17 protein-coding genes are annotated in these 17,014 nt (G+C 56.8%); 13 read left to right on the top strand and 4 right to left on the bottom strand.

All coding sequences use genetic code 11. The features are described 5' to 3' along the window. Positions 1 to 114: 114 nt before the first annotated feature. From ACIGG6_RS11705 to ACIGG6_RS11695, 3 genes are all read left to right on the top strand, one after another. Positions 115 to 1,290: a TauD/TfdA family dioxygenase gene (locus ACIGG6_RS11705; protein WP_399844597.1), complete on the top strand. Its 1,176-nt coding sequence runs from the start codon at positions 115 to 117 to the stop codon at positions 1,288 to 1,290. Between the two features lie 32 nt (positions 1,291 to 1,322). Then, entirely contained in the window at positions 1,323 to 2,261 is a 939-nt protein-coding gene (locus ACIGG6_RS11700) for an ABC transporter substrate-binding protein (protein WP_399844596.1), read from the top strand. A 71-nt stretch (positions 2,262 to 2,332) separates the two neighbouring features. Beyond that, the gene (locus tag ACIGG6_RS11695; protein ID WP_399844595.1) at positions 2,333 to 3,031 is read left to right on the top strand and encodes a TVP38/TMEM64 family protein; all 699 of its coding nucleotides are present in this window, start codon (positions 2,333 to 2,335) and stop codon (positions 3,029 to 3,031) included. Between the two features lie 8 nt (positions 3,032 to 3,039). On the opposite strand, the gene ACIGG6_RS11690 is transcribed toward ACIGG6_RS11695, so the two are convergent. Next, complete coding sequence (locus tag ACIGG6_RS11690) at positions 3,040 to 5,322, bottom strand: glycosyltransferase (RefSeq protein WP_399844594.1); 2,283 nt, start codon at positions 5,320 to 5,322, stop codon at positions 3,040 to 3,042. A gap of 43 nt (positions 5,323 to 5,365) precedes the next feature. After that, positions 5,366 to 5,794 (bottom strand): secondary thiamine-phosphate synthase enzyme YjbQ, encoded by a 429-nt coding sequence (locus ACIGG6_RS11685; RefSeq protein ID WP_083025759.1) that lies wholly within the window; start codon positions 5,792 to 5,794, stop codon positions 5,366 to 5,368. Positions 5,795 to 5,986: 192 nt separating this feature from the next. On the opposite strand from ACIGG6_RS11685, the gene ACIGG6_RS11680 reads away from it, so the two are divergent. Beyond that, positions 5,987 to 6,520, top strand: a complete 534-nt coding sequence (locus tag ACIGG6_RS11680; protein WP_253504269.1) for a lipocalin family protein — start codon at positions 5,987 to 5,989, stop codon at positions 6,518 to 6,520. Between the two features lie 13 nt (positions 6,521 to 6,533). Here ACIGG6_RS11680 and ACIGG6_RS11675 read toward each other — a convergent pair whose 3' ends face one another. Then, positions 6,534 to 7,451: a LysR family transcriptional regulator gene (locus ACIGG6_RS11675; RefSeq protein WP_399844592.1), complete on the bottom strand. Its 918-nt coding sequence runs from the start codon at positions 7,449 to 7,451 to the stop codon at positions 6,534 to 6,536. A 131-nt stretch (positions 7,452 to 7,582) separates the two neighbouring features. Here ACIGG6_RS11675 and ACIGG6_RS11670 point away from each other — a divergent pair, with 131 nt between their 5' ends. Next, complete coding sequence (locus ACIGG6_RS11670; protein WP_253504259.1) at positions 7,583 to 8,656, top strand: tartrate dehydrogenase; 1,074 nt, start codon at positions 7,583 to 7,585, stop codon at positions 8,654 to 8,656. 93 nt (positions 8,657 to 8,749) lie between these two features. Here the strand turns inward: ACIGG6_RS11670 and wrbA are convergent, their stop codons facing one another. After that, the gene (wrbA, locus tag ACIGG6_RS11665; RefSeq protein ID WP_188639346.1) at positions 8,750 to 9,349 is read right to left on the bottom strand and encodes an NAD(P)H:quinone oxidoreductase; all 600 of its coding nucleotides are present in this window, start codon (positions 9,347 to 9,349) and stop codon (positions 8,750 to 8,752) included. A 228-nt stretch (positions 9,350 to 9,577) separates the two neighbouring features. On the opposite strand from wrbA, the gene ACIGG6_RS11660 reads away from it, so the two are divergent. The 8 genes from ACIGG6_RS11660 (at position 9,578) to iadA (ending at position 16,959) form a co-directional block, all read left to right on the top strand. After that, positions 9,578 to 10,018 carry a hemerythrin domain-containing protein gene (locus ACIGG6_RS11660; RefSeq protein WP_399844591.1) on the top strand — a complete coding sequence of 147 codons (441 nt, stop codon included), beginning with the start codon at positions 9,578 to 9,580 and terminating at the stop codon, positions 10,016 to 10,018. Positions 10,019 to 10,236: 218 nt separating this feature from the next. After that, on the top strand, positions 10,237 to 11,223 hold the full coding sequence (locus ACIGG6_RS11655) for a succinylglutamate desuccinylase (protein WP_399844590.1): 987 nt from the start codon (positions 10,237 to 10,239) through the stop codon (positions 11,221 to 11,223). A gap of 230 nt (positions 11,224 to 11,453) precedes the next feature. After that, complete coding sequence (locus ACIGG6_RS11650; RefSeq protein WP_137094544.1) at positions 11,454 to 12,224, top strand: ABC transporter ATP-binding protein; 771 nt, start codon at positions 11,454 to 11,456, stop codon at positions 12,222 to 12,224. 19 nt (positions 12,225 to 12,243) lie between these two features. Further along, entirely contained in the window at positions 12,244 to 12,945 is a 702-nt protein-coding gene (locus ACIGG6_RS11645; RefSeq protein WP_399844588.1) for an ABC transporter permease, read from the top strand. Between the two features lies 1 nt (position 12,946). Next, complete coding sequence (locus ACIGG6_RS11640; RefSeq protein ID WP_399844587.1) at positions 12,947 to 13,678, top strand: ABC transporter permease; 732 nt, start codon at positions 12,947 to 12,949, stop codon at positions 13,676 to 13,678. Positions 13,679 to 13,812: 134 nt separating this feature from the next. Beyond that, a complete protein-coding gene (locus ACIGG6_RS11635) occupies positions 13,813 to 14,583 on the top strand; it encodes a transporter substrate-binding domain-containing protein (protein ID WP_399844586.1) in 771 nt (256 codons plus the stop codon). 339 nt (positions 14,584 to 14,922) lie between these two features. Next, positions 14,923 to 15,720: a transporter substrate-binding domain-containing protein gene (locus ACIGG6_RS11630; RefSeq protein ID WP_399844584.1), complete on the top strand. Its 798-nt coding sequence runs from the start codon at positions 14,923 to 14,925 to the stop codon at positions 15,718 to 15,720. Between the two features lie 90 nt (positions 15,721 to 15,810). Next, positions 15,811 to 16,959, top strand: a complete 1,149-nt coding sequence (gene iadA, locus ACIGG6_RS11625) for a beta-aspartyl-peptidase (protein WP_399844582.1) — start codon at positions 15,811 to 15,813, stop codon at positions 16,957 to 16,959. The last annotated feature ends 55 nt before the right edge of the window (positions 16,960 to 17,014 follow it).

Here is a 17,014-nt window from a genome sequence, read left to right as displayed (position 1 = left end):
CTATAAATTAAACATGGTCTTTGGGGCCAGATTAATCGTTTGTCACTGCACAGAGGACTCCGCATCCTAATAGAAACATTCAACAACATGTCATCAACCTACAGCGAGGCCTTTATGACCAGCGCACTAGCAGCGACGGAAAAGCGTTCAGCCCCTCAAATGAGTGAACTCACGCCTTATGAACACGGCCCGGCACTCAGCGATGCCACGCTCACCGATAGCAGCCTTGCGCTGACCTGGGAAGACAGCACTCGCACAACGCTGCCACTGCTATGGCTGCGCGACCACTGCGCCTGCGCCCAATGTCGCCATCCGCAAACCCGCGAGCGCCTCTACCTACCGTTAGACGATATCGAACAGGCACCCAGCGTTACCCTGGCAGATGGCCACCTCTATTTACAGTGGCAGGATGGTCATGTGAGCGCCTTTCATAGCGGCTGGCTTTACCAGCGCCGCCCTGAGGCGACGCGCTTTTCTGCTCTGCCCGCCCCGCAGCCGTGGCGAGACGACTTCTTCCCCGAAGGCGTTCGCCACGCCGACTTTCTGACCCCAGAAGGCGAGAAAACCTGGCTGACCGCCATGCTACGCGACGGCTTGGCACTGGTCACCGACGCACCGCTGGTGGAAGAGGAAGTCAGCCGCCTTGCCGAGCGCATTGGCCCGCAGCGCGCTACCAACTTTGGCGGGCGCTTTAATGTTCGCTCCAAGCCCAACCCCAACAACGCGGCCTATACCGCCGTCGGGCTACCGCTGCATATCGACTTGCCCAACTGGCAGCAGCCGCCGGATATTCAACTGCTCTACTGCCTGCAAAACGACGCCAGCGGTGGCGAGTCGCTGTTTGCTGATGGTGCCCGAGTGATCAATGCCCTGCGCGAACAGGACCCGGAAGCGCTCGTTATTCTCAGCGAAACGCCCATCGATTTTCGCTTTCAGGACGACACCCACGATATCGCCATCAAAGCCCCAGTGATCACCCTAGATAGCCAAGGCGAGCTAGTGGAGATACGCCTTAATAACTGGATACGCGACACCCTCCACCTGCCCGCTGAAAAAATGGCGGCCTGGTATCGCGCTTATAAAGTGCTGTGGCAACTCTTCCACAGCGACGCCCATCAGTTGGAGTTCACCTTAAAACCGGGCCAGATGGTGGCGTTCGATAATCGTCGCGTGCTTCACGGCCGCCGGGAGTTCGATCCCAATAGCGGTGCTCGCCATCTTCAGGGCACCTATCTAGACCGCGATATGCTGGCTTCGCGCCTGCGTGTTCTCGCTCGTACCACCGCGTAATCACAATAACCTAAGCAAGGAGATCCCCTTCCATGACGCGTTTAACCCGTCCACTCGTTTCTACTATTGCCCTAAGCTTGGCAGGCGTTACCACCCAAGCCGCCCTTGCCGATGACGCCACGCTAGATTTCGGCGTCCCGGCTTGGCCCGGTATTACGGTAAAAACCGAAATTGCCGAGCAGCTCCTTAACCCGTTGGGCTACGACACTCAAACCCACGAAATCGGCCTGCAGGTGATCTACCAAGGCATGGAGAGTGGCGACGTCGACGCCTTTTTAGGCGCCTGGCTACCCGCACAAAAAGAGATGTTCGAACCGCGTAAAGCCTCTGGCGTGCTCACCGATGTCGCCAACAACGTCGATGGCGCTCAGATGACGCTGGCCGTACCGGCGTACCTGCATGAGCGCGGCATTCAAAGCTTCGCGGATTTAGATGAACACCGTGATGAGTTCAACGGCCAAATTCATGGCTTTGGCGCAGGGTCGGCGGCGAGTGAGATTCTCCATAACGCGATTGATAACGACACTTGGGGACTGGGCGACTGGAGCTTAGTGGATACCAGCGAAGTGGGCATGCTCTCCGCCGCTCAAGATGCGATTTCCAGAGAAGAGGCCATTGTGTGGGTCGGTTGGACGCCCCACTGGATGAACCTCGAGCTGCCCATGCGCTACCTGGAAGACCCGGAAAACCTGTTCGGTGAGAACAACGGCGAAAGCGACGTACGCACCCTACTGCGCAGCGACTACGCCGATGCCCACCCGGCGCTGGTCACCTTCTTTGAACAGTTTAGCTTTACCGCCGACGAGCAGAGCTGGATGATCCAAGCCTTTGGCCAAGAGGAGCGTGACCTTGCCGAGGTGGCCCAGCAGTGGATCAACGACCACCCCGAGCGCGTGGAAGCCATGCTGGCCGATGTGACGACCACCGAGGGTGACGCTGCCTGGCCTGTCATTGAAGCGCGCCTACAGTAACCCGTTCGTTCACCCCACCGCCGCAGTGGCGTATGCTATTGCTCTTTTGCCAAACAGGCGGTGGGGATGGAATGTCACGGACGTTGCTAAAAGGGCTAGGCTTACTGATCGCGCTGGTGATACTAGGTGTGATGTGGCGCTACCTGCAGCAGCAAGGGCTGCTGACCCAGGCGCATCTTAAAGAACTCACCACCACCATTAGCCAGTGGCAGCAAGCACCCTGGATGTTCGCAGCGGTTATTGCTGTTTATATCAGCTCGCTGTTAGTGATGTTCCCACTTAGCCTGTTAGTGGTGCTGACTGGCCTGCTATTTGGGCCGGTGTGGGGCTTAGCCTACGCCACCTTGGGTACGCTGGGTTCCTCGGTGGTTTCTTACTGGGTGGGCCACTGGCTGGGACGAGACGCGCTGATGCGCTACGGAGGCCGCCACTTGCGCGGGCTTTCCGGCTACCTTTCCAAACGCGGCATCCGTACCATGACGGTCATTAACCTGCTGCCGCTGGCTCCCTTCACGCTCACCAATATGCTGGCCGGGGCGTTTCACCTTAATTTCCGCGACTACATGATTGGCTCGACCCTGGGCATTGTGCCAGGGCTGGCAGCGGTCATCCTGCTAGGCAGCCAGTTGGGTGCGCTGTTTACTGCCGCATCAAGGCAAGAACTGGCACTCGCGGTAGCAGGCTTATTGGCGGGCGTGGGCCTGCTTTGGCTGCTCAAACGCGTGGCCACCGCGCGTACCGCCGCCAAGGGCAAGCGCGATCACGCCTAATATCGGCGCTAGTTCGTTTGCTCCACGCTTGTTTGAGTTTTACTAGAGTAGTCCTGATTAGAGTAATACTTGGCCAGCACCTCCGCATAAAAATGCGCTACGGCACCGGCAAACTTGGCAATATCGTAGTCAGCGGAGAAGGTTTTTGCTTGGCTGCCTAGAGTATCGCGTAGTGCCTCATCCTCTGCCAGTTCCACCACACGCTGCCCCCACTTCTGGCGGTTCTGCGGCGTTTTAAAACCGTTGTAGCCGTCTCGTACGACATCATCAATTCCACTGGAGCGAACAGCGACCACCGGCAGCCCAGCGGCCATGGCCTCTAAAATCACCATGCCCTGGGTTTCCGAAGTGGAAGCAAACACAAACATATCCCCCAAGTGATAGTAGAGCGCCATCTCCTCTGGTGGCACGGCGCCTACTAACGTCACCTGCGCTTCCAAGCCCAACGTTTCAATCTGCTGCTGAATCGCCTGCCGGTCCGGCCCATCGCCTACCAGCAACAGGCGCAGCGATGTTTGCTCCTGGCGCTTTAGCTCCGCCAGCGCTTCCAACATAAAGCCAATGTTCTTCTCTTTGCTGATGCGGGATACGCTCACCAGCACTGTGTCTGCGGCGTCGATAGCCAACTGCTCGCGTAACGACGTAAGCGCTTCCTCATTGGCATAGGCAAAGCGCGCCGTATCAATCCCAGTGGGCTGTACCAGCGAGGGGGTTTTTACACCGATCATACGCAGGTACTCCTCTGCCGAGTAGGTCGGCACAATCACCCCTTGGCAGCGATTAGAAAAGTGTTTGATCAGATAGTGAGAAATCAGATTTCGAAACAGCGCACCCGGTAGCGGCACAAAATGAGCGTAGTGCTCCAACCGGGTGTGGTAGGTATAGATGACCGGCACCTTAAGCCTGCGCCCCATCCATAGCCCCATTGACCCCAGCCAGAACGGGTGATGAACGTGGATCACGTCGGGTTTGAACTCACGCAGGCAGCGGCGAAAACGCGCGCTAAACGGATTCGTTAAGCGAAACTCACGTTTCTCACCAAACGCCATTAGCGTAGGAACCCGTAGAATGGTGTCATCATCCTGCCACGGCTCCCGGTAGCGAGGCACCAGCAGCTGAATACGGTGGTTAAGGTCGCCCAGCCCCTGACGCAACCGCTCCACAGAAACCGACACTCCAGAGACAAAGGGAAAATAGTTATTCGATACCATCGCCACCCGTAGGCTTTTTTCCAGATAGGGTGTTGGGTCGATATCGAAGTCGGGATAGTAGTGGCGCTCTTCAAAAATCAGTCGGTATAGGCGCATGGCGAGCAGGGTTAACAGCCCGACAATCAGCAAAAACCGCGGGTAGCTGACGTAGAAAAAGGCGTAGATCGTTGAGGCGATACTACTTAACATGCGCCACCAGCCGGGGCGGTCCACGTTCAATCGCACAGGCGTGATGCCTACGCTTCCGCCTGCCACCTCAACCACCACGTAGTGGTGAAAGCTTTCGTCGGCATCCATCAAAATACCGCCGGCACCGCCGGTAGTGACGTAATTCACCCCGTTAACGCTTTGCTGAGAGTACAGTGAGAGATTCGCTGAAAACACCGTATCAACCCGGTAGCGCTCGGCTAGGCGCATAATGCCTTCGCCAAGCTTTGGGTCGTTGAGGTAGTTATCCTCTTCAAACAGCGGGGCGTCCTGAATCACGTTATGCAGCGGCAGTCCTACGAACACAAAGCGGTGCGGCGCTTCCGAAGCGGCCAGCTCACGCTCCAGCCAATCTAGCTGCCAAGAGGTCGATGATTTACCGGTGCCATCCAGAAAGATAAAGTGGCTATTGCCCGCCACAAACGAGTAAAAGTGCGGGCCAAAGTAGTCGTAAAACAGGTAGCTGCCGAAGTCACTATCTTCTTTTTCACCGTAGGTCAGCAGGTACGGCATGTTGAGCAGCTCCAGGCTATGGTAGATCGCCTGATAGCTCTCCTGCTGGCCTCCGCTCACCGCGTTGCCTGCCGATACCATAAAGTCGATATCACCTTGGTTTAGCAGCGGAATAATCTCGTCTTGAAACACGTTCACCGAGTTATTGATATTGCCTACCACCGCAAACCGATAGGCGTCACGCCCCTCTAGCCGCTCGCGTATATCCGCAACCTCCACCGTGTGCAGTGACTCAAACTCAGGCTCAGCGACATAGAGCCATACCTGATGAGCAATTAACCCAGCCACCAGCGTAAGGTTGAGAGCAAAAAACAGCCTCAACCAGCGTTGTCGGGAGAGGCGAAAAAAACGTTGGGGCATGGTGGGGCACTTACTTCAAAAAGACATCAGAAAAAGGCGATTGCTAAGATTCAGCACAGCCATTCAGCGTGGCCAGCAGGCGACGTGAACCGCCATGCTCGCGATGCTCACCTAACCATACCCCTTGCCAGGTGCCAAGGGCTAAGCGGCCATCGCGCACCGCTAGGCTAAGCTGAGTTCCCAGCAGGCTAGAAGCAACGTGCCCTGGCATATCGTCGGGGCCTTCCAAAGTATGGCGAAAATAGTTCAGCCCTTCCGGCACCAAACGGCGAATAAAAGCATCCATGTCGTGGCGAACGTCTGGGTCGGTATTCTCATTAAGCGTTAACGAGGCAGAAGTGTGCATGAGCTGCAAGTGCAGCAGCCCCTGATGGCAATCCGCCAAGCAGGGCAGCGCTCTGGCGATCTCGTCGGTAATGAGGTGAAAGCCCCTGGGCATTTCCGGTAAGTGAATCTCTTGTTGATGCCACATAGTCACTCCTTTGTTATCAGCATTGTAAGAGGATACGGTAACAGACATACCATAGCCTATTTCCTCTGCTTGCCGTGTAGCACCCAACAGGGAACCATGGCACGCAGTGCCCCACACTGATAGATTTAACGTTTATTGTTCAAGTGTTCACCAAGGAGCGAGATGATGAAATCCGCATGGCGGCCAAGGAGCATGGCCACGCTGGCAGCGGTTGCCGCTACCGGCACACTGCTGATCGGCTGCACCGGTATTCCCGATGGCACCGAACCTGTCACTGGTTTTGAGCTAGAGCGCTATTTGGGCGAGTGGTACGAAATTGCCCGCTTGGATCACTCCTTTGAAGAGGGGTTGGACTGCGTCACGGCTACCTACAGCCTGCGCGACGATGGCGGCGTCAAGGTGATCAACCGAGGCTACAACCTGGAAGAGCAAGCCTGGGATGAAGCTGAGGGGCGCGCCTACTTTATTGATGATGAGAGCGTTGGGCGTCTCAAGGTTAGCTTTTTTGGCCCGTTTTACGGCGGCTATAACGTGCTTGAGCTAGATGACGACTACCAGTGGGCATTGGTGGCAGGCCCCAACCGCGACTACCTATGGATTCTGGCCCGCACGCCAACCCTTGAAGGCGACGTGGAGCAGCGCCTGCGCCAGCGCGCCGCCGAGCTGGACTTCCCCACCGATGAGCTGATTGACGTGGTGCAGGACCAAACCTGCCCAGGCCGCTAGCGCACCCCGCCTGTCAGCCATTGGGCAAGGCGGGCACCCTGCCCGCCATTTCCCGCTGTAAAAAATCAATGAAGGCGCTAATGCGCGTCGGTATATGGCGGCGGTGCTCAAACACCGCGTAAAAGTCAGCGCGCACGCCCTGCCAATCGGGCAGCAGCGTGTGCAGCGCGCCGCTAGCCAAGTGCTCGTTCACATCCCACCAGGAGCGCAGCATCACGCCGTGGCCATCCAGCGCTAAGCGGGTAATCACCTCGCCGTCGTTGCTGGCCAGTTGCCCGCTAACTTTCACCGCCTGGCGCTGCGTCGAGTGGCGATGCTCAAAGCGCCATAGTGGGAAGTCGCTATCGTTTTCACGAATTACCAGGCAGCTGTGTTGGGCAAGATCGCTCGGCACGTTCAGCGCGGGCATTTTCGCCATATAGCTTGGCGAGGCGCACAGCACTCGCCGGTTGGGCAGAATACGCTTGGCGACTAGGCGCGAATCCGGCGGCTCGCCAATGCGAATCCCCACGTCAAAACCGTGATCGCTTAAATTGAGCGGAAAGTTAGTCAACTCCAGCCAGCTCTCCACCGCCGGGTGCTCTGCGCAAAAGCGTGAGAGCAGAGGCGCAATATGCCGCCTGCCAAAGCCAAAGGTCGCGTTAACCCGCAGCCGTCCAGTAAGCCCTTGGCTCGCGGTATCGCTGAGTGCGCTCTCCAGCGTTTGCAGCTCTTCTAAAATCAGCCCACCTTGAGTGAGATAGCGCTCCCCCTCAGCGGTCAGCGTCAAGCGGCGAGTGGTACGCGCCGCCAGCGTCACGCCAAGCCGGGCTTCTAGCTGCTTTAAGCGCTTGCTGACGGCCGAAAGTGACAGCCCCAGCTCTCGGGCGGTGGCGGTTAAGCTCCCTGCCCGAGCCAACTGCTGAAAAAAGGCGAGGTCATCCAGCATCATGGTATTCTTCACTTTAAGGCAACAATAGCTTGCATAGTAGCCTGATTATCTCGTCGCCAACAGGCGCTACACTCATACCACGAAAACACGCCCTGCTATTTTTGTGACGTCTAATAAAACAAGGAGCCCCCATGGCCCATCGTATTGCAGTCATCGCTGGCGACGGTATCGGTACCGAAGTGATGCCCGAAGGCATCCGCGCACTAGAAGCCACCGCCAAGCGCTTCAATATCGACCTGGAATTCACCACGTTTGAGTTTGGTAGCTGCGACTACTACCTGGAACACGGCAAAATGCTGCCCGACGACTGGTTTGAGCAGCTCAAAGGCTTTGATGCGCTGTTTTACGGAGCCGTGGGCTGGCCAGAAAAAGTGCCGGACCATATTTCGCTATGGGGTTCGCTGCTGCAATTCCGTCGTCAATTCGACCAGTACATCAACCTGCGCCCCTGCCGGTTAATGCCTGGCATTAAAAGCCCGCTGGCGGGACGCAAGCCCGGCGATATCGACTTTTACGTAGTGCGTGAGAACACCGAGGGCGAGTACTCCAGCGTCGGTGGCAAAATGTATGAAGGCACCGAGCGTGAAATCGTCATTCAGGAAACGGTGATGAGCCGTACCGGCGTGGACCGCGTGCTGAAGTACGCCTTCGATTTAGCGCAAACCCGCCCGCGTAAAAAGCTTACCTCGGCCACGAAGTCCAACGGTATCTCCATCACCATGCCCTACTGGGATGAACGCGTGGCCGAAATGGCCAAGCAGTACCCAGAGATCGCCGTGGATAAGTTCCACATTGATATTTTGACCGCCAACTTTGTGCTGCACCCGGACTGGTTCGACGTGGTGGTGGGCAGCAACCTGTTTGGCGATATTCTTTCCGACTTAGGCCCGGCCTGCACCGGCACCATCGGCATTGCGCCCTCCGCCAACATCAACCCGGAAGGCAAGTTCCCCAGCCTATTCGAGCCAGTACACGGCAGCGCGCCAGATATCGCCGGTAAAGGCATCGCCAACCCCATCGGCCAAATCTGGTCTGGGGCGATGATGCTGGAGCACCTAGGCTATAAAGAAGCGGGCGATGCCATGGTCGATGCCATTGAAGCGGTGCTGAGCGAAGGCGATAGCCAAGTGCTTACCCGCGATGTAGGCGGCAAGGGCACCACGGAAAGCTTGGGCAAAGCCATTGCCGAGCGGATTGGCGGCTAATCTCCCTATAAAACAACGCCCCATAACGAGCAACGCCTCGCTGCATTAACAGCGAGGCGTTGTTCTTTTTCAGCCAGAATTTGCAGCTAACGATTAACTCGCCAGCTTAGCGGCAATTTCAGCCACGTGTTTACCCTGGAAGCGGGCAATTTTCAGCTCGCGGTCATCAGGCTGGCGGGAGCCATCGCCACCGGCCAGCGTCGCGGCACCGTAGGGCGTGCCACCGCTTACTTTCGAAATATCAAACTGCTCTTCAATGCCGTAGCCAATCGGCACGATGACCATGCCGTGGTGGGCCAGCGTGGTCCAGGTAGACGTAATGGTCATCTCATCACCACCACCGGTACCGGTTGATGTAAATACGCTCGCCACCTTGCCACGCAGCGCGCCGTTGGCCCATAAGCCACCGGTTTGGTCGAGGAAAGTACGCATCTGACCGGCCATGTTGCCAAAGCGAGTGGGCGTGCCGAAGATGATGGCATCGTAATCCGCCAGCTCTTGGGGCGTGGCTTCCGGCGTGGTGAAATCCTGCTTGCCGCCCGCGTTTTTAAACGCCTCGTCTGGCATAGTTTCGGGCACGCGTTTTACCGTCACCTCTACGCCATCAACTCCCTTTGCACCCTCCGCCACAGCGGCTGCTAAGGTATCGATATGTCCATACATGGAATAATAAAGTACCAGTACCTTCGTCATTACTCACTCCTTTGCACATGCATTCAAGCATCAGACAGGTTGCCCACAGCGGGCAGTGAAAACTCACTAAAACATAGCGCAGTTAAGCGTAGATAAAAGCGAATGTTTTCGACGCCGCGCTTCGATTTCATCGATGTGCCGACCTTGCACTTTTGCCACTTCGGCACTAATTTTCTTGTATCGTTTTTACGACAAGTTTCATTCACGTATAACGCCAAGGAGTCCGGCATGACGATTTTCGAAGCACTGCGCAAAGACCACGATATTCAGCGAGACCTGCTGGCACGCTTGGTAGAAACCCATGGTGACAGTGAAGAGCGCGACACCCTGTACCAGCAGGTGCGTGCCGAGCTGAAGTACCACGCCAACGCCGAAGAGCGTGCGCTGTACATTCCCATGATGGATATCGACCTCACTCAGGAAAAAGCGCGCCACAGCGTGGCAGAGCACCATGAAATTGATGAGCTGATCGAACTGCTGGACGACACCGACTATAGCGCCAGCCACTGGCTCACCCATGCCAAACAGCTGCAGCATTTGGTGACGCACCACCTGGATGAAGAGGAGCATGAGGTGTTTCAACTGGCAGGCCGAGGCCTTCAAGAGAATCAAAAGTCATCGCTAGCCAAAGAGTACCAAGAAGAGATGCGTCGCCAGCGATCAAACTAATCAAGGCCGTTCACAGCGTTACGCCCAACAACGCTGGCTCTAAAAGCGCTGGGCCTGAAAACGCTTGTGGCGATCTGCCATAAGCGTTTTTTTGTACCAACAACTTTCATCTTCCCACCGACCATTTTCACGCGAACGACGCCCCCACTTGTGGTCAACGGCCAGCGTGGTAAAGGTAGAGCAACAAAAAGCGAATGCCCATGCTTAAGGACACTTTCATGCTAGGCCAATGGCTCGACTGGACGCTTGACGGCGAACGCCCTTCCCCGCGCATCGGCCGCTTTCCCAGCGGCACTTACCATCTTCATGGGCCAGGTGTTCTGGAACTAACGCCCAACATTCTTCGCCCTGGCGCCCATGCTTGCGTTTTCTCTGCCGCTATCCACGGTAACGAAACCGCTCCAGTGGAACTCCTTGGCGACTGGCTCAGCGCTCTAGAAGCCAGCTCGCTGCAATTAGGTGCGCCGGTATTAGTGATTTTAGGCAACATTCCCGCCTTAAAAGAGCAGAAGCGCTTTATCACCACCAATCTTAACCGGCTATTCAAGCGCGAGCTGGACGCAAAGGGCAGCGAACCGGACCGAGCGCGAGAGCTAATGGAAGCGGTCGATATGTTTTTCAATCGTCATCATGCGCTGCCTAAGCTACATTACGACCTGCATACCGCGATCCGTGGCAGCTTATATACCCGCTTTGTGGTAGAGCCCTATGCAGAAACTGCCACAGACGCTGAGCAGTGGCAGTGGTTGGCCGCTGCCGATATGCAGGCGGTGCTGCATCAACATCAGCATAGTTGGACCTTCTCCCACTACAGCAAACACTATCACCACGCACAGGCGTTTACCTTCGAGCTTGGCCGCGTCGCGCCGTTTGGCGAGAATGACATGGCAGCGCTGGCGCCAATGTTAACTCTGCTTAATAAGCTAGGCGCCGGCTACGAGCCGCCCCAACAGCCAGTCGAGTCGATGGTATTTTTCCGAGTGAAGCACGAGCTCATGCGCCAGGCAGAGAACTTTAGCCTCTGCTTTGCCGACGATGTGCCTAATTTTAGCCGCTTTGAACCCGGCACCTGCCTGGCTAAAGATGAGGTAGCAGGAGACTTCGTGGTGGAGGAGACGCCGCTGCACGTGGTATTTCCCAATGCCCAAGTCGAAATCGGGGCACGAGCAGCTCTGCTAGTGGTACCCAGTCACGCCATCGCGTGACCTGCCGCCCATGAGCGGCACCGATTAGCATCCATAAAGACGCTTTTATAACAACAACGTAAAGGGGCCATCAGGACACACGGCAACGTACCAAGACCAATGTCGCCCTGATAAAGTACGCGCATGTGGCACAGTCCTGATAGAATCGCCCCTTTTTTCGCGCCAGCCGCACCTAAAGCACGATTATTCATCTGTTGCTGCTGCGGCAACCCTGTACTGGAGCCTAAGTTATGGCCGCTACGCCTACTCCCCTTGAAGTGCGCAATATTAAAAAGCGCTTTGGCGATACAGAAGTCCTCAAAGGCCTCTCTCTGGAAGCCCAAAAAGGTGACGTCATCACCCTCATTGGTGCCTCCGGGTCAGGTAAAAGCACGTTCTTGCGCTGCATGAACCTGCTGGAACAGCCCGACGATGGCGAGCTGTACGTTCACGGCGAGCAAATCCGTTTCAAAACCACCAAGCACGGCCGCGAACCCGCCGACTGGAAACAGGTGGTGCAAATGCGCGCCAAGCTCTCCATGGTATTCCAGAGCTTCAACCTATGGGCGCACATGACGCTGCTGGAAAACATCATCGAAGCGCCGATTCACGTGCTCGGCAAGCCGAAAAAAGAGGCCATTGAGCACGCCCACGCACTGCTGGACCGCGTAGGGCTTAGCGCTCGCGCCAACGCCTACCCGGCACAAATGTCCGGCGGCCAGCAGCAGCGCGGCGCGATTGCCCGGGCGCTGGCCATGAACCCTGAAGTGATGCTGTTTGACGAGCCGACCTCAGCGCTCGACCCGGAGCTGGTGGGCGACGTGCTGAAGGTCATGCGTGACCTGGCCGATGAGGGACGCACCATGGTCGTGGTCACCCACGAAATGAGCTTTGCCCGCGACGTTTCCAGCAAGGTAATTTACCTGCATCAAGGTTTGGTAGAGGAACAAGGGGCTCCCGACGATGTACTCGGTAACCCACAGTCACCGCGCCTGAAGCAGTTCCTGGCTCCCAAATACTGATCCGCGAGGCACCCACACCATGCTCGATTTGCAAGGTTACGGCCCCCGCCTGATCGAAGGGGCGGGCGTTACCGTTCAATTGGCCGTTCTATCGCTGATACTGGCGATTATTCTTGGCCTACTCACTGCTAGCGCCAAGATGTCGCGTAACTGGTTTTTACGCCGCACCGCAACTGTTTACACCACGGTGATTCGTGGAGTGCCAGATTTAGTGCTGATGATGCTGCTATTCTTCGGCGGCCAGATCGGCGTCAATGCCATCAGTGACATGCTGTACTACAACTATGAAATTGATATTTATATTAATTTCAACGCCTTTGCTGCAGGCGTGCTCACCATTGGTTTTATCTTTGGTGCCTATATGGGCGAAACCTTTCGCGGCGCGTTTATGGCAGTGGATAACGGCCAGATTGAAGCTGGCCGGGCGTACGGGATGAGCAGCGCGCTGGTCTTTCGGCGCATACGCTTTCCCCAAATGATGCGCCACGCCCTGCCCGGCCTTTCCAATAACTGGATGGTGCTGCTCAAAACCACCGCGCTGGTTTCAGTGATTGGTTTGACCGATATGGTGCGAGTTGCCGCCGAAGCTTCACGCGCCACCCATGAGCCCTTTGTGTTTTTAATCCCCGTTGCGGTGGCCTACCTGTTGATTGCCAGCGTATCCGAGTGGATTTTTGCACGGCTACAAAAACGTTACGACATCGGCTTTGGGGGGCAGTGACATGCTAGATATCTCTGCATGGTTCAACGATCTGCTGGCAGACAACCTGATCTTTACGCCCACCACCCTGGGCTACTATTGGGAAGGTTTGGTCACCACCACACAATTGGTATTTCTCTCGCTGGTGGCCGGACTAATTATCGCCGTGCCGCTGGCCATTCTGCGCAGTTCCAAACACAAGTGGATCAGTCTACCGGTTTATCTCTATACCTATGTGTTTCGCGGCACGCCGCTGCTGATCCAGCTCTACATCATCTACTACGGCGTGGTGTTCATCGACGGCATTCAGGAAACCTTCCTGTGGCCCGTGTTGAAAGAGGCGTTCTACCCCGCACTAATCGCCTTTACGCTCAATACGGCGGCCTACACCACCGAGATCTTCCGTGGGGCGATCAAAGCCACGTCTAAAGGCGAGATTGAGGCCGCGCGAGCCTACGGCATGTCGCAAAGCCTAATGATGCGGCGGATCATTCTACCCAGCGCTTTCCGTCGTGCGCTGCCCGCTTACGGCAATGAAGTGATCTTCATGCTACACGCCAGCGCCATTGCCAGTGTGGTGACGCTGATGGACCTGACCGGCGCGGCGCGCTTTGTGTACGCCCGTTTTTATGCGCCCTTCGATGCTTTTCTATTTGTCGCGGCGATCTACCTCTGCTTAACCTTCGCGATTTTGTACTTCTTCCGTTTCCTGGAGAAAAAGCTGCTGGCCCACCTGCGGCCACTGAATAGCTAGTCCTAACAAATCCAACATGCGCCAGCGTAAAACAAACGTTGGTTTATATGCAGGTCCCCCCTTTTCGCCAACCTCAACCTAGGGTAGGTTAAAGGGGATCACCTTCGGTGAACCTGTCTCATTGGGAGTATAAAATGAAAAAACTGTTGACTGTTTCTCTGCTGGGCTTAGCTGTTGCGGCGGCATCTTCTGCGCAAGCACGTGATTATGACAACGTGCGTATTGGCGTCGACGTTCCTTACGAGCCGATGGAGTACCGCACCGCTGAAGGTGAGCTGACCGGTTTCGATATCGACCTGGGCAACGCCCTGTGCGAGCGCATTGGTGTTACCTGTGAGTGGGTTGAGCAGGAGTGGGACGGTATTATTCCTGGCCTGATGTCACGCAACTACGATGCGATCATGTCCTCTATGACCATCAACGACGAACGCCGCCAGCAGGTGCTGTTTTCTGACCCCTACATCACCATGCCGTCTGCCTGGTTCGCACCCAGCAGCCTAGGTATCAGCGAAGCCAATGAAGAGACCCTGGCGGGCAAAACCATCGGCGTTCAGCGTGGCACCCTGCAGGATAACTACGTCACCGATAACTTCAGCAGCGTCGCTGACATCAGCCGCTACTCCACCGCCGACGACATGGTGCTGGATATGGAAGCACAGCGCCTGGATATCGTCTTCCTCGACTTCCCGATCGGCCAGTCCACGCTGCTAGAGAGCGAAGAAGCTGAGTACGTGGTTGTAGGCGAGCGCATCAGCGAACCTAAAGAGTACTTCGGCGACGGTTTCGGTATCGCCTTCCGTCAGCGTGACGAAGCACTGGCCGAACAGTTCAATGAAGCCCTTGCTGAGCTTCAGGAAGACGGCACTTACGATGAAATCTACGCCCGTTACTTCGGCGAAGAGTAAGCGCTAGCTGCTTACGTGTGCCTCCCCACCTGGGGAGGCACGCAAGCGAGACGCCATCATGCCCTCACTCCGCATCTTACCTCCCGCGCTTCATGCGCTCTGCCCAGGTACCCGAGGCACTATTGCCCGTTTCTATCTGAGCGAATGGTTCGACGAATAGCCCTACCCTCCTTTTGGCATGCCCATGCCAACTCACGCCCCTGCGCGTGAACGTTGCCATGCGTGAAAGTCGCACGGCACTCCTGCGCTTAGCGCACCCCATGCTGTAGCCGCCCTTTCAGGCGCTTGGCATTACGCAACACCCACATACCTACTAATAATCGCTTCAGGAGACTGACTATGCGTTATGCAACGCTGTCCGTGGCCGCTATTCTTGCGGCAGGTGTTTCACTCTCATTGGTATCCACTGCCGCACTGGCACGGGACTACGACGAGGTCCGTCTGGGGGTCGATGTTCCCTACGAGCCGTTTATGTACCGCGAGGCCGACGGCACGCTCACCGGTTTTGAAATCGAGCTAGGCAACGCCGCCTGCGACTACTTAGAAGTCAGCTGCACCTGGGTTGAGCAAGACTGGGACGGCATCATTCCAGGCCTATTGGCACGCAACTACGACGCCATCATGTCTTCCATGGCGATCACCGACGAGCGCGCCCAGCGCGTACTGTTCTCCGAGGCCTACTACACCACCCCCAGCGCCTGGATCACCACCCGCGATAAAGAGATCAATATCGAAGACCGTGCCAGCCTGGAAGGCTTGACCGTCGGCGTGCAGCGGGCGACGTTGCAGGACAACTACGTCACTCAGCTTTATGGCGACGTGTTGGAGATCCGTCGCTACACGGGCGCGGACGATGTGGTCACCGACCTAATGGGAGGCCGTCTGGACCTCACCTTCATGGACTACCCCATCGCCGAAGCCACCATTGATATCGACACCCCGGAAAGCGATTTCCAACGCATCAGCGACTTCATCAAGCAGCCCGAAGAGATCTTTGGTCAAGGCGTGGGCATGGCATTTCGCCCCCGCGATGAAGCGCTCGCCGAGCGCTTTAACGAGGCTCTGCGTGCGCTCAAAGAGAACGGCACTTATGATGAAATCATGAACCGTTACTTCAACTACGATGTACGCTTATAAGCGATCTGTTTAAATAGCGTAACGATACCAACACCAGCGCCGACCCCAGGTCGGCGCTTATCGTTTGCCCATTACTCTCCTGGGAAACTCATGCTGACACTTGTAAAAAACGCCCAGCTCTTTGCCCCTGAACCTCGCGGGTTGTGCCACCTGCTGATTGCCGACCAGCGCATGGCGGCGGTGCTGGATGCCAGCGAGACGTACCAATTGGGTACGCTTATCAAACACACCGTAGACCTGGAAGGCCGACGCGTGATTCCCGGCCTGGTCGACCCGTTGGTGCACTACATTGGCGGCGGCGGTGAAGGCGGCTTTGGCAACCGCACCGCCGAACTCAGCCTGGAAGACGCCTGCGCTTCGGGTGTGACCACGCTGATTGGCGCGCTGGGCACTGATGCCCTCACCCGCACCCCCGCCAACCTGATTGGCAAAGCGCGGGAGCTAGCCGCAGGCGGGCTAAGCACCTATGCCTACACAGGCTCTTATCAGTTGCCGCCGGTGACGCTGACCGGCTCGGTGGCCAGCGACATTCTCTACATTCCTGAATTCATCGGCGTGGGCGAAGTGGCAATTAGCGACCATCGCGGCTCCCAGCCCACTACTCAAGAGCTAACTCGGCTGGCCTCCGACGCCCGCACCGCTGGACTACTGGCAGGCAAATCGGGCATTGTTTTCATTCACACCGGCGACGCCGACTCCCACCTGGAGCCGCTGCGCCAGGTCGCCAAGAACAGCGCCATCCCGCTGGCCCAGTTCTACCCCACTCATATCAACCGCACCGGCGCGCTATTTGAAGATGGCCTGCGCTTTGCCCGTGAAGGTGGGCGCATCGACTTCACCACCAGCACCACGCCGGAGCTGCTGGCTGGTGGCGAAGTACCCGCCTCTGAAGCAGTGGCGCGGGCGCTGAAAGCGCGGATTGAGCCCAGCCAGCTCAGCCTCTCCTCCGATGCCAACGCCTCGCTGCCGGAATTTGATGATCAACGTCGGTTTATTGGCCTAAAACCCGGTAAACTCAGCAGCCTGTTCGCAGTGCTGGGCGAGTGCGTCAACGACCACCAGATCAGCATGGAGCACGCGCTGCACTGTGCATCCACCACCGCCGCCAATGCCTTGAAGCTGCCACAAAAAGGCCGCCTCGCGCCCGGTTCGGATGCGGATTTTATCGTGCTAAGCGAAGAACGCTGGGCCATTGACCATGTCTGGGCGCTGGGTAAACCGATTTTCAGCGCAGGCTAATCCCCCATCCTCCCAGCGAACTTGCTTAGCCAAACCGGGTCTTTACTATCACTGA

It is taken from the genome of Vreelandella lionensis (assembly GCF_044543515.1).
In the GTDB taxonomy this organism is placed as follows: Bacteria; Pseudomonadota; Gammaproteobacteria; order Pseudomonadales; family Halomonadaceae; genus Vreelandella; species Vreelandella lionensis.
Note: the sequence above shows the minus strand (reverse complement) of the source record. Positions and strands in the feature narration are given on the sequence as shown.

What these genes read in the sequence shown, in the direction of transcription:
- ACIGG6_RS11705 (WP_399844597.1), top strand. Translation starts at nt 115, where the DNA reads ATGACCAGCGCACTAGCAGCGACGGAAAAGCGTTCAGCCCCTCAAATG.
- ACIGG6_RS11700 (WP_399844596.1), top strand. Translation starts at nt 1,323, where the DNA reads ATGACGCGTTTAACCCGTCCACTCGTTTCTACTATTGCCCTAAGCTTG.
- ACIGG6_RS11695 (WP_399844595.1), top strand. Translation starts at nt 2,333, where the DNA reads ATGTCACGGACGTTGCTAAAAGGGCTAGGCTTACTGATCGCGCTGGTG.
- ACIGG6_RS11690 (WP_399844594.1), bottom strand. Translation starts at nt 5,322, where the DNA reads ATGCCCCAACGTTTTTTTCGCCTCTCCCGACAACGCTGGTTGAGGCTG.
- ACIGG6_RS11685 (WP_083025759.1), bottom strand. Translation starts at nt 5,794, where the DNA reads ATGTGGCATCAACAAGAGATTCACTTACCGGAAATGCCCAGGGGCTTT.
- ACIGG6_RS11680 (WP_253504269.1), top strand. Translation starts at nt 5,987, where the DNA reads ATGGCCACGCTGGCAGCGGTTGCCGCTACCGGCACACTGCTGATCGGC.
- ACIGG6_RS11675 (WP_399844592.1), bottom strand. Translation starts at nt 7,451, where the DNA reads ATGATGCTGGATGACCTCGCCTTTTTTCAGCAGTTGGCTCGGGCAGGG.
- ACIGG6_RS11670 (WP_253504259.1), top strand. Translation starts at nt 7,583, where the DNA reads ATGGCCCATCGTATTGCAGTCATCGCTGGCGACGGTATCGGTACCGAA.
- wrbA (WP_188639346.1), bottom strand. Translation starts at nt 9,349, where the DNA reads ATGACGAAGGTACTGGTACTTTATTATTCCATGTATGGACATATCGAT.
- ACIGG6_RS11660 (WP_399844591.1), top strand. Translation starts at nt 9,578, where the DNA reads ATGACGATTTTCGAAGCACTGCGCAAAGACCACGATATTCAGCGAGAC.
- ACIGG6_RS11655 (WP_399844590.1), top strand. Translation starts at nt 10,237, where the DNA reads ATGCTAGGCCAATGGCTCGACTGGACGCTTGACGGCGAACGCCCTTCC.
- ACIGG6_RS11650 (WP_137094544.1), top strand. Translation starts at nt 11,454, where the DNA reads ATGGCCGCTACGCCTACTCCCCTTGAAGTGCGCAATATTAAAAAGCGC.
- ACIGG6_RS11645 (WP_399844588.1), top strand. Translation starts at nt 12,244, where the DNA reads ATGCTCGATTTGCAAGGTTACGGCCCCCGCCTGATCGAAGGGGCGGGC.
- ACIGG6_RS11640 (WP_399844587.1), top strand. Translation starts at nt 12,947, where the DNA reads ATGCTAGATATCTCTGCATGGTTCAACGATCTGCTGGCAGACAACCTG.
- ACIGG6_RS11635 (WP_399844586.1), top strand. Translation starts at nt 13,813, where the DNA reads ATGAAAAAACTGTTGACTGTTTCTCTGCTGGGCTTAGCTGTTGCGGCG.
- ACIGG6_RS11630 (WP_399844584.1), top strand. Translation starts at nt 14,923, where the DNA reads ATGCGTTATGCAACGCTGTCCGTGGCCGCTATTCTTGCGGCAGGTGTT.
- iadA (WP_399844582.1), top strand. Translation starts at nt 15,811, where the DNA reads ATGCTGACACTTGTAAAAAACGCCCAGCTCTTTGCCCCTGAACCTCGC.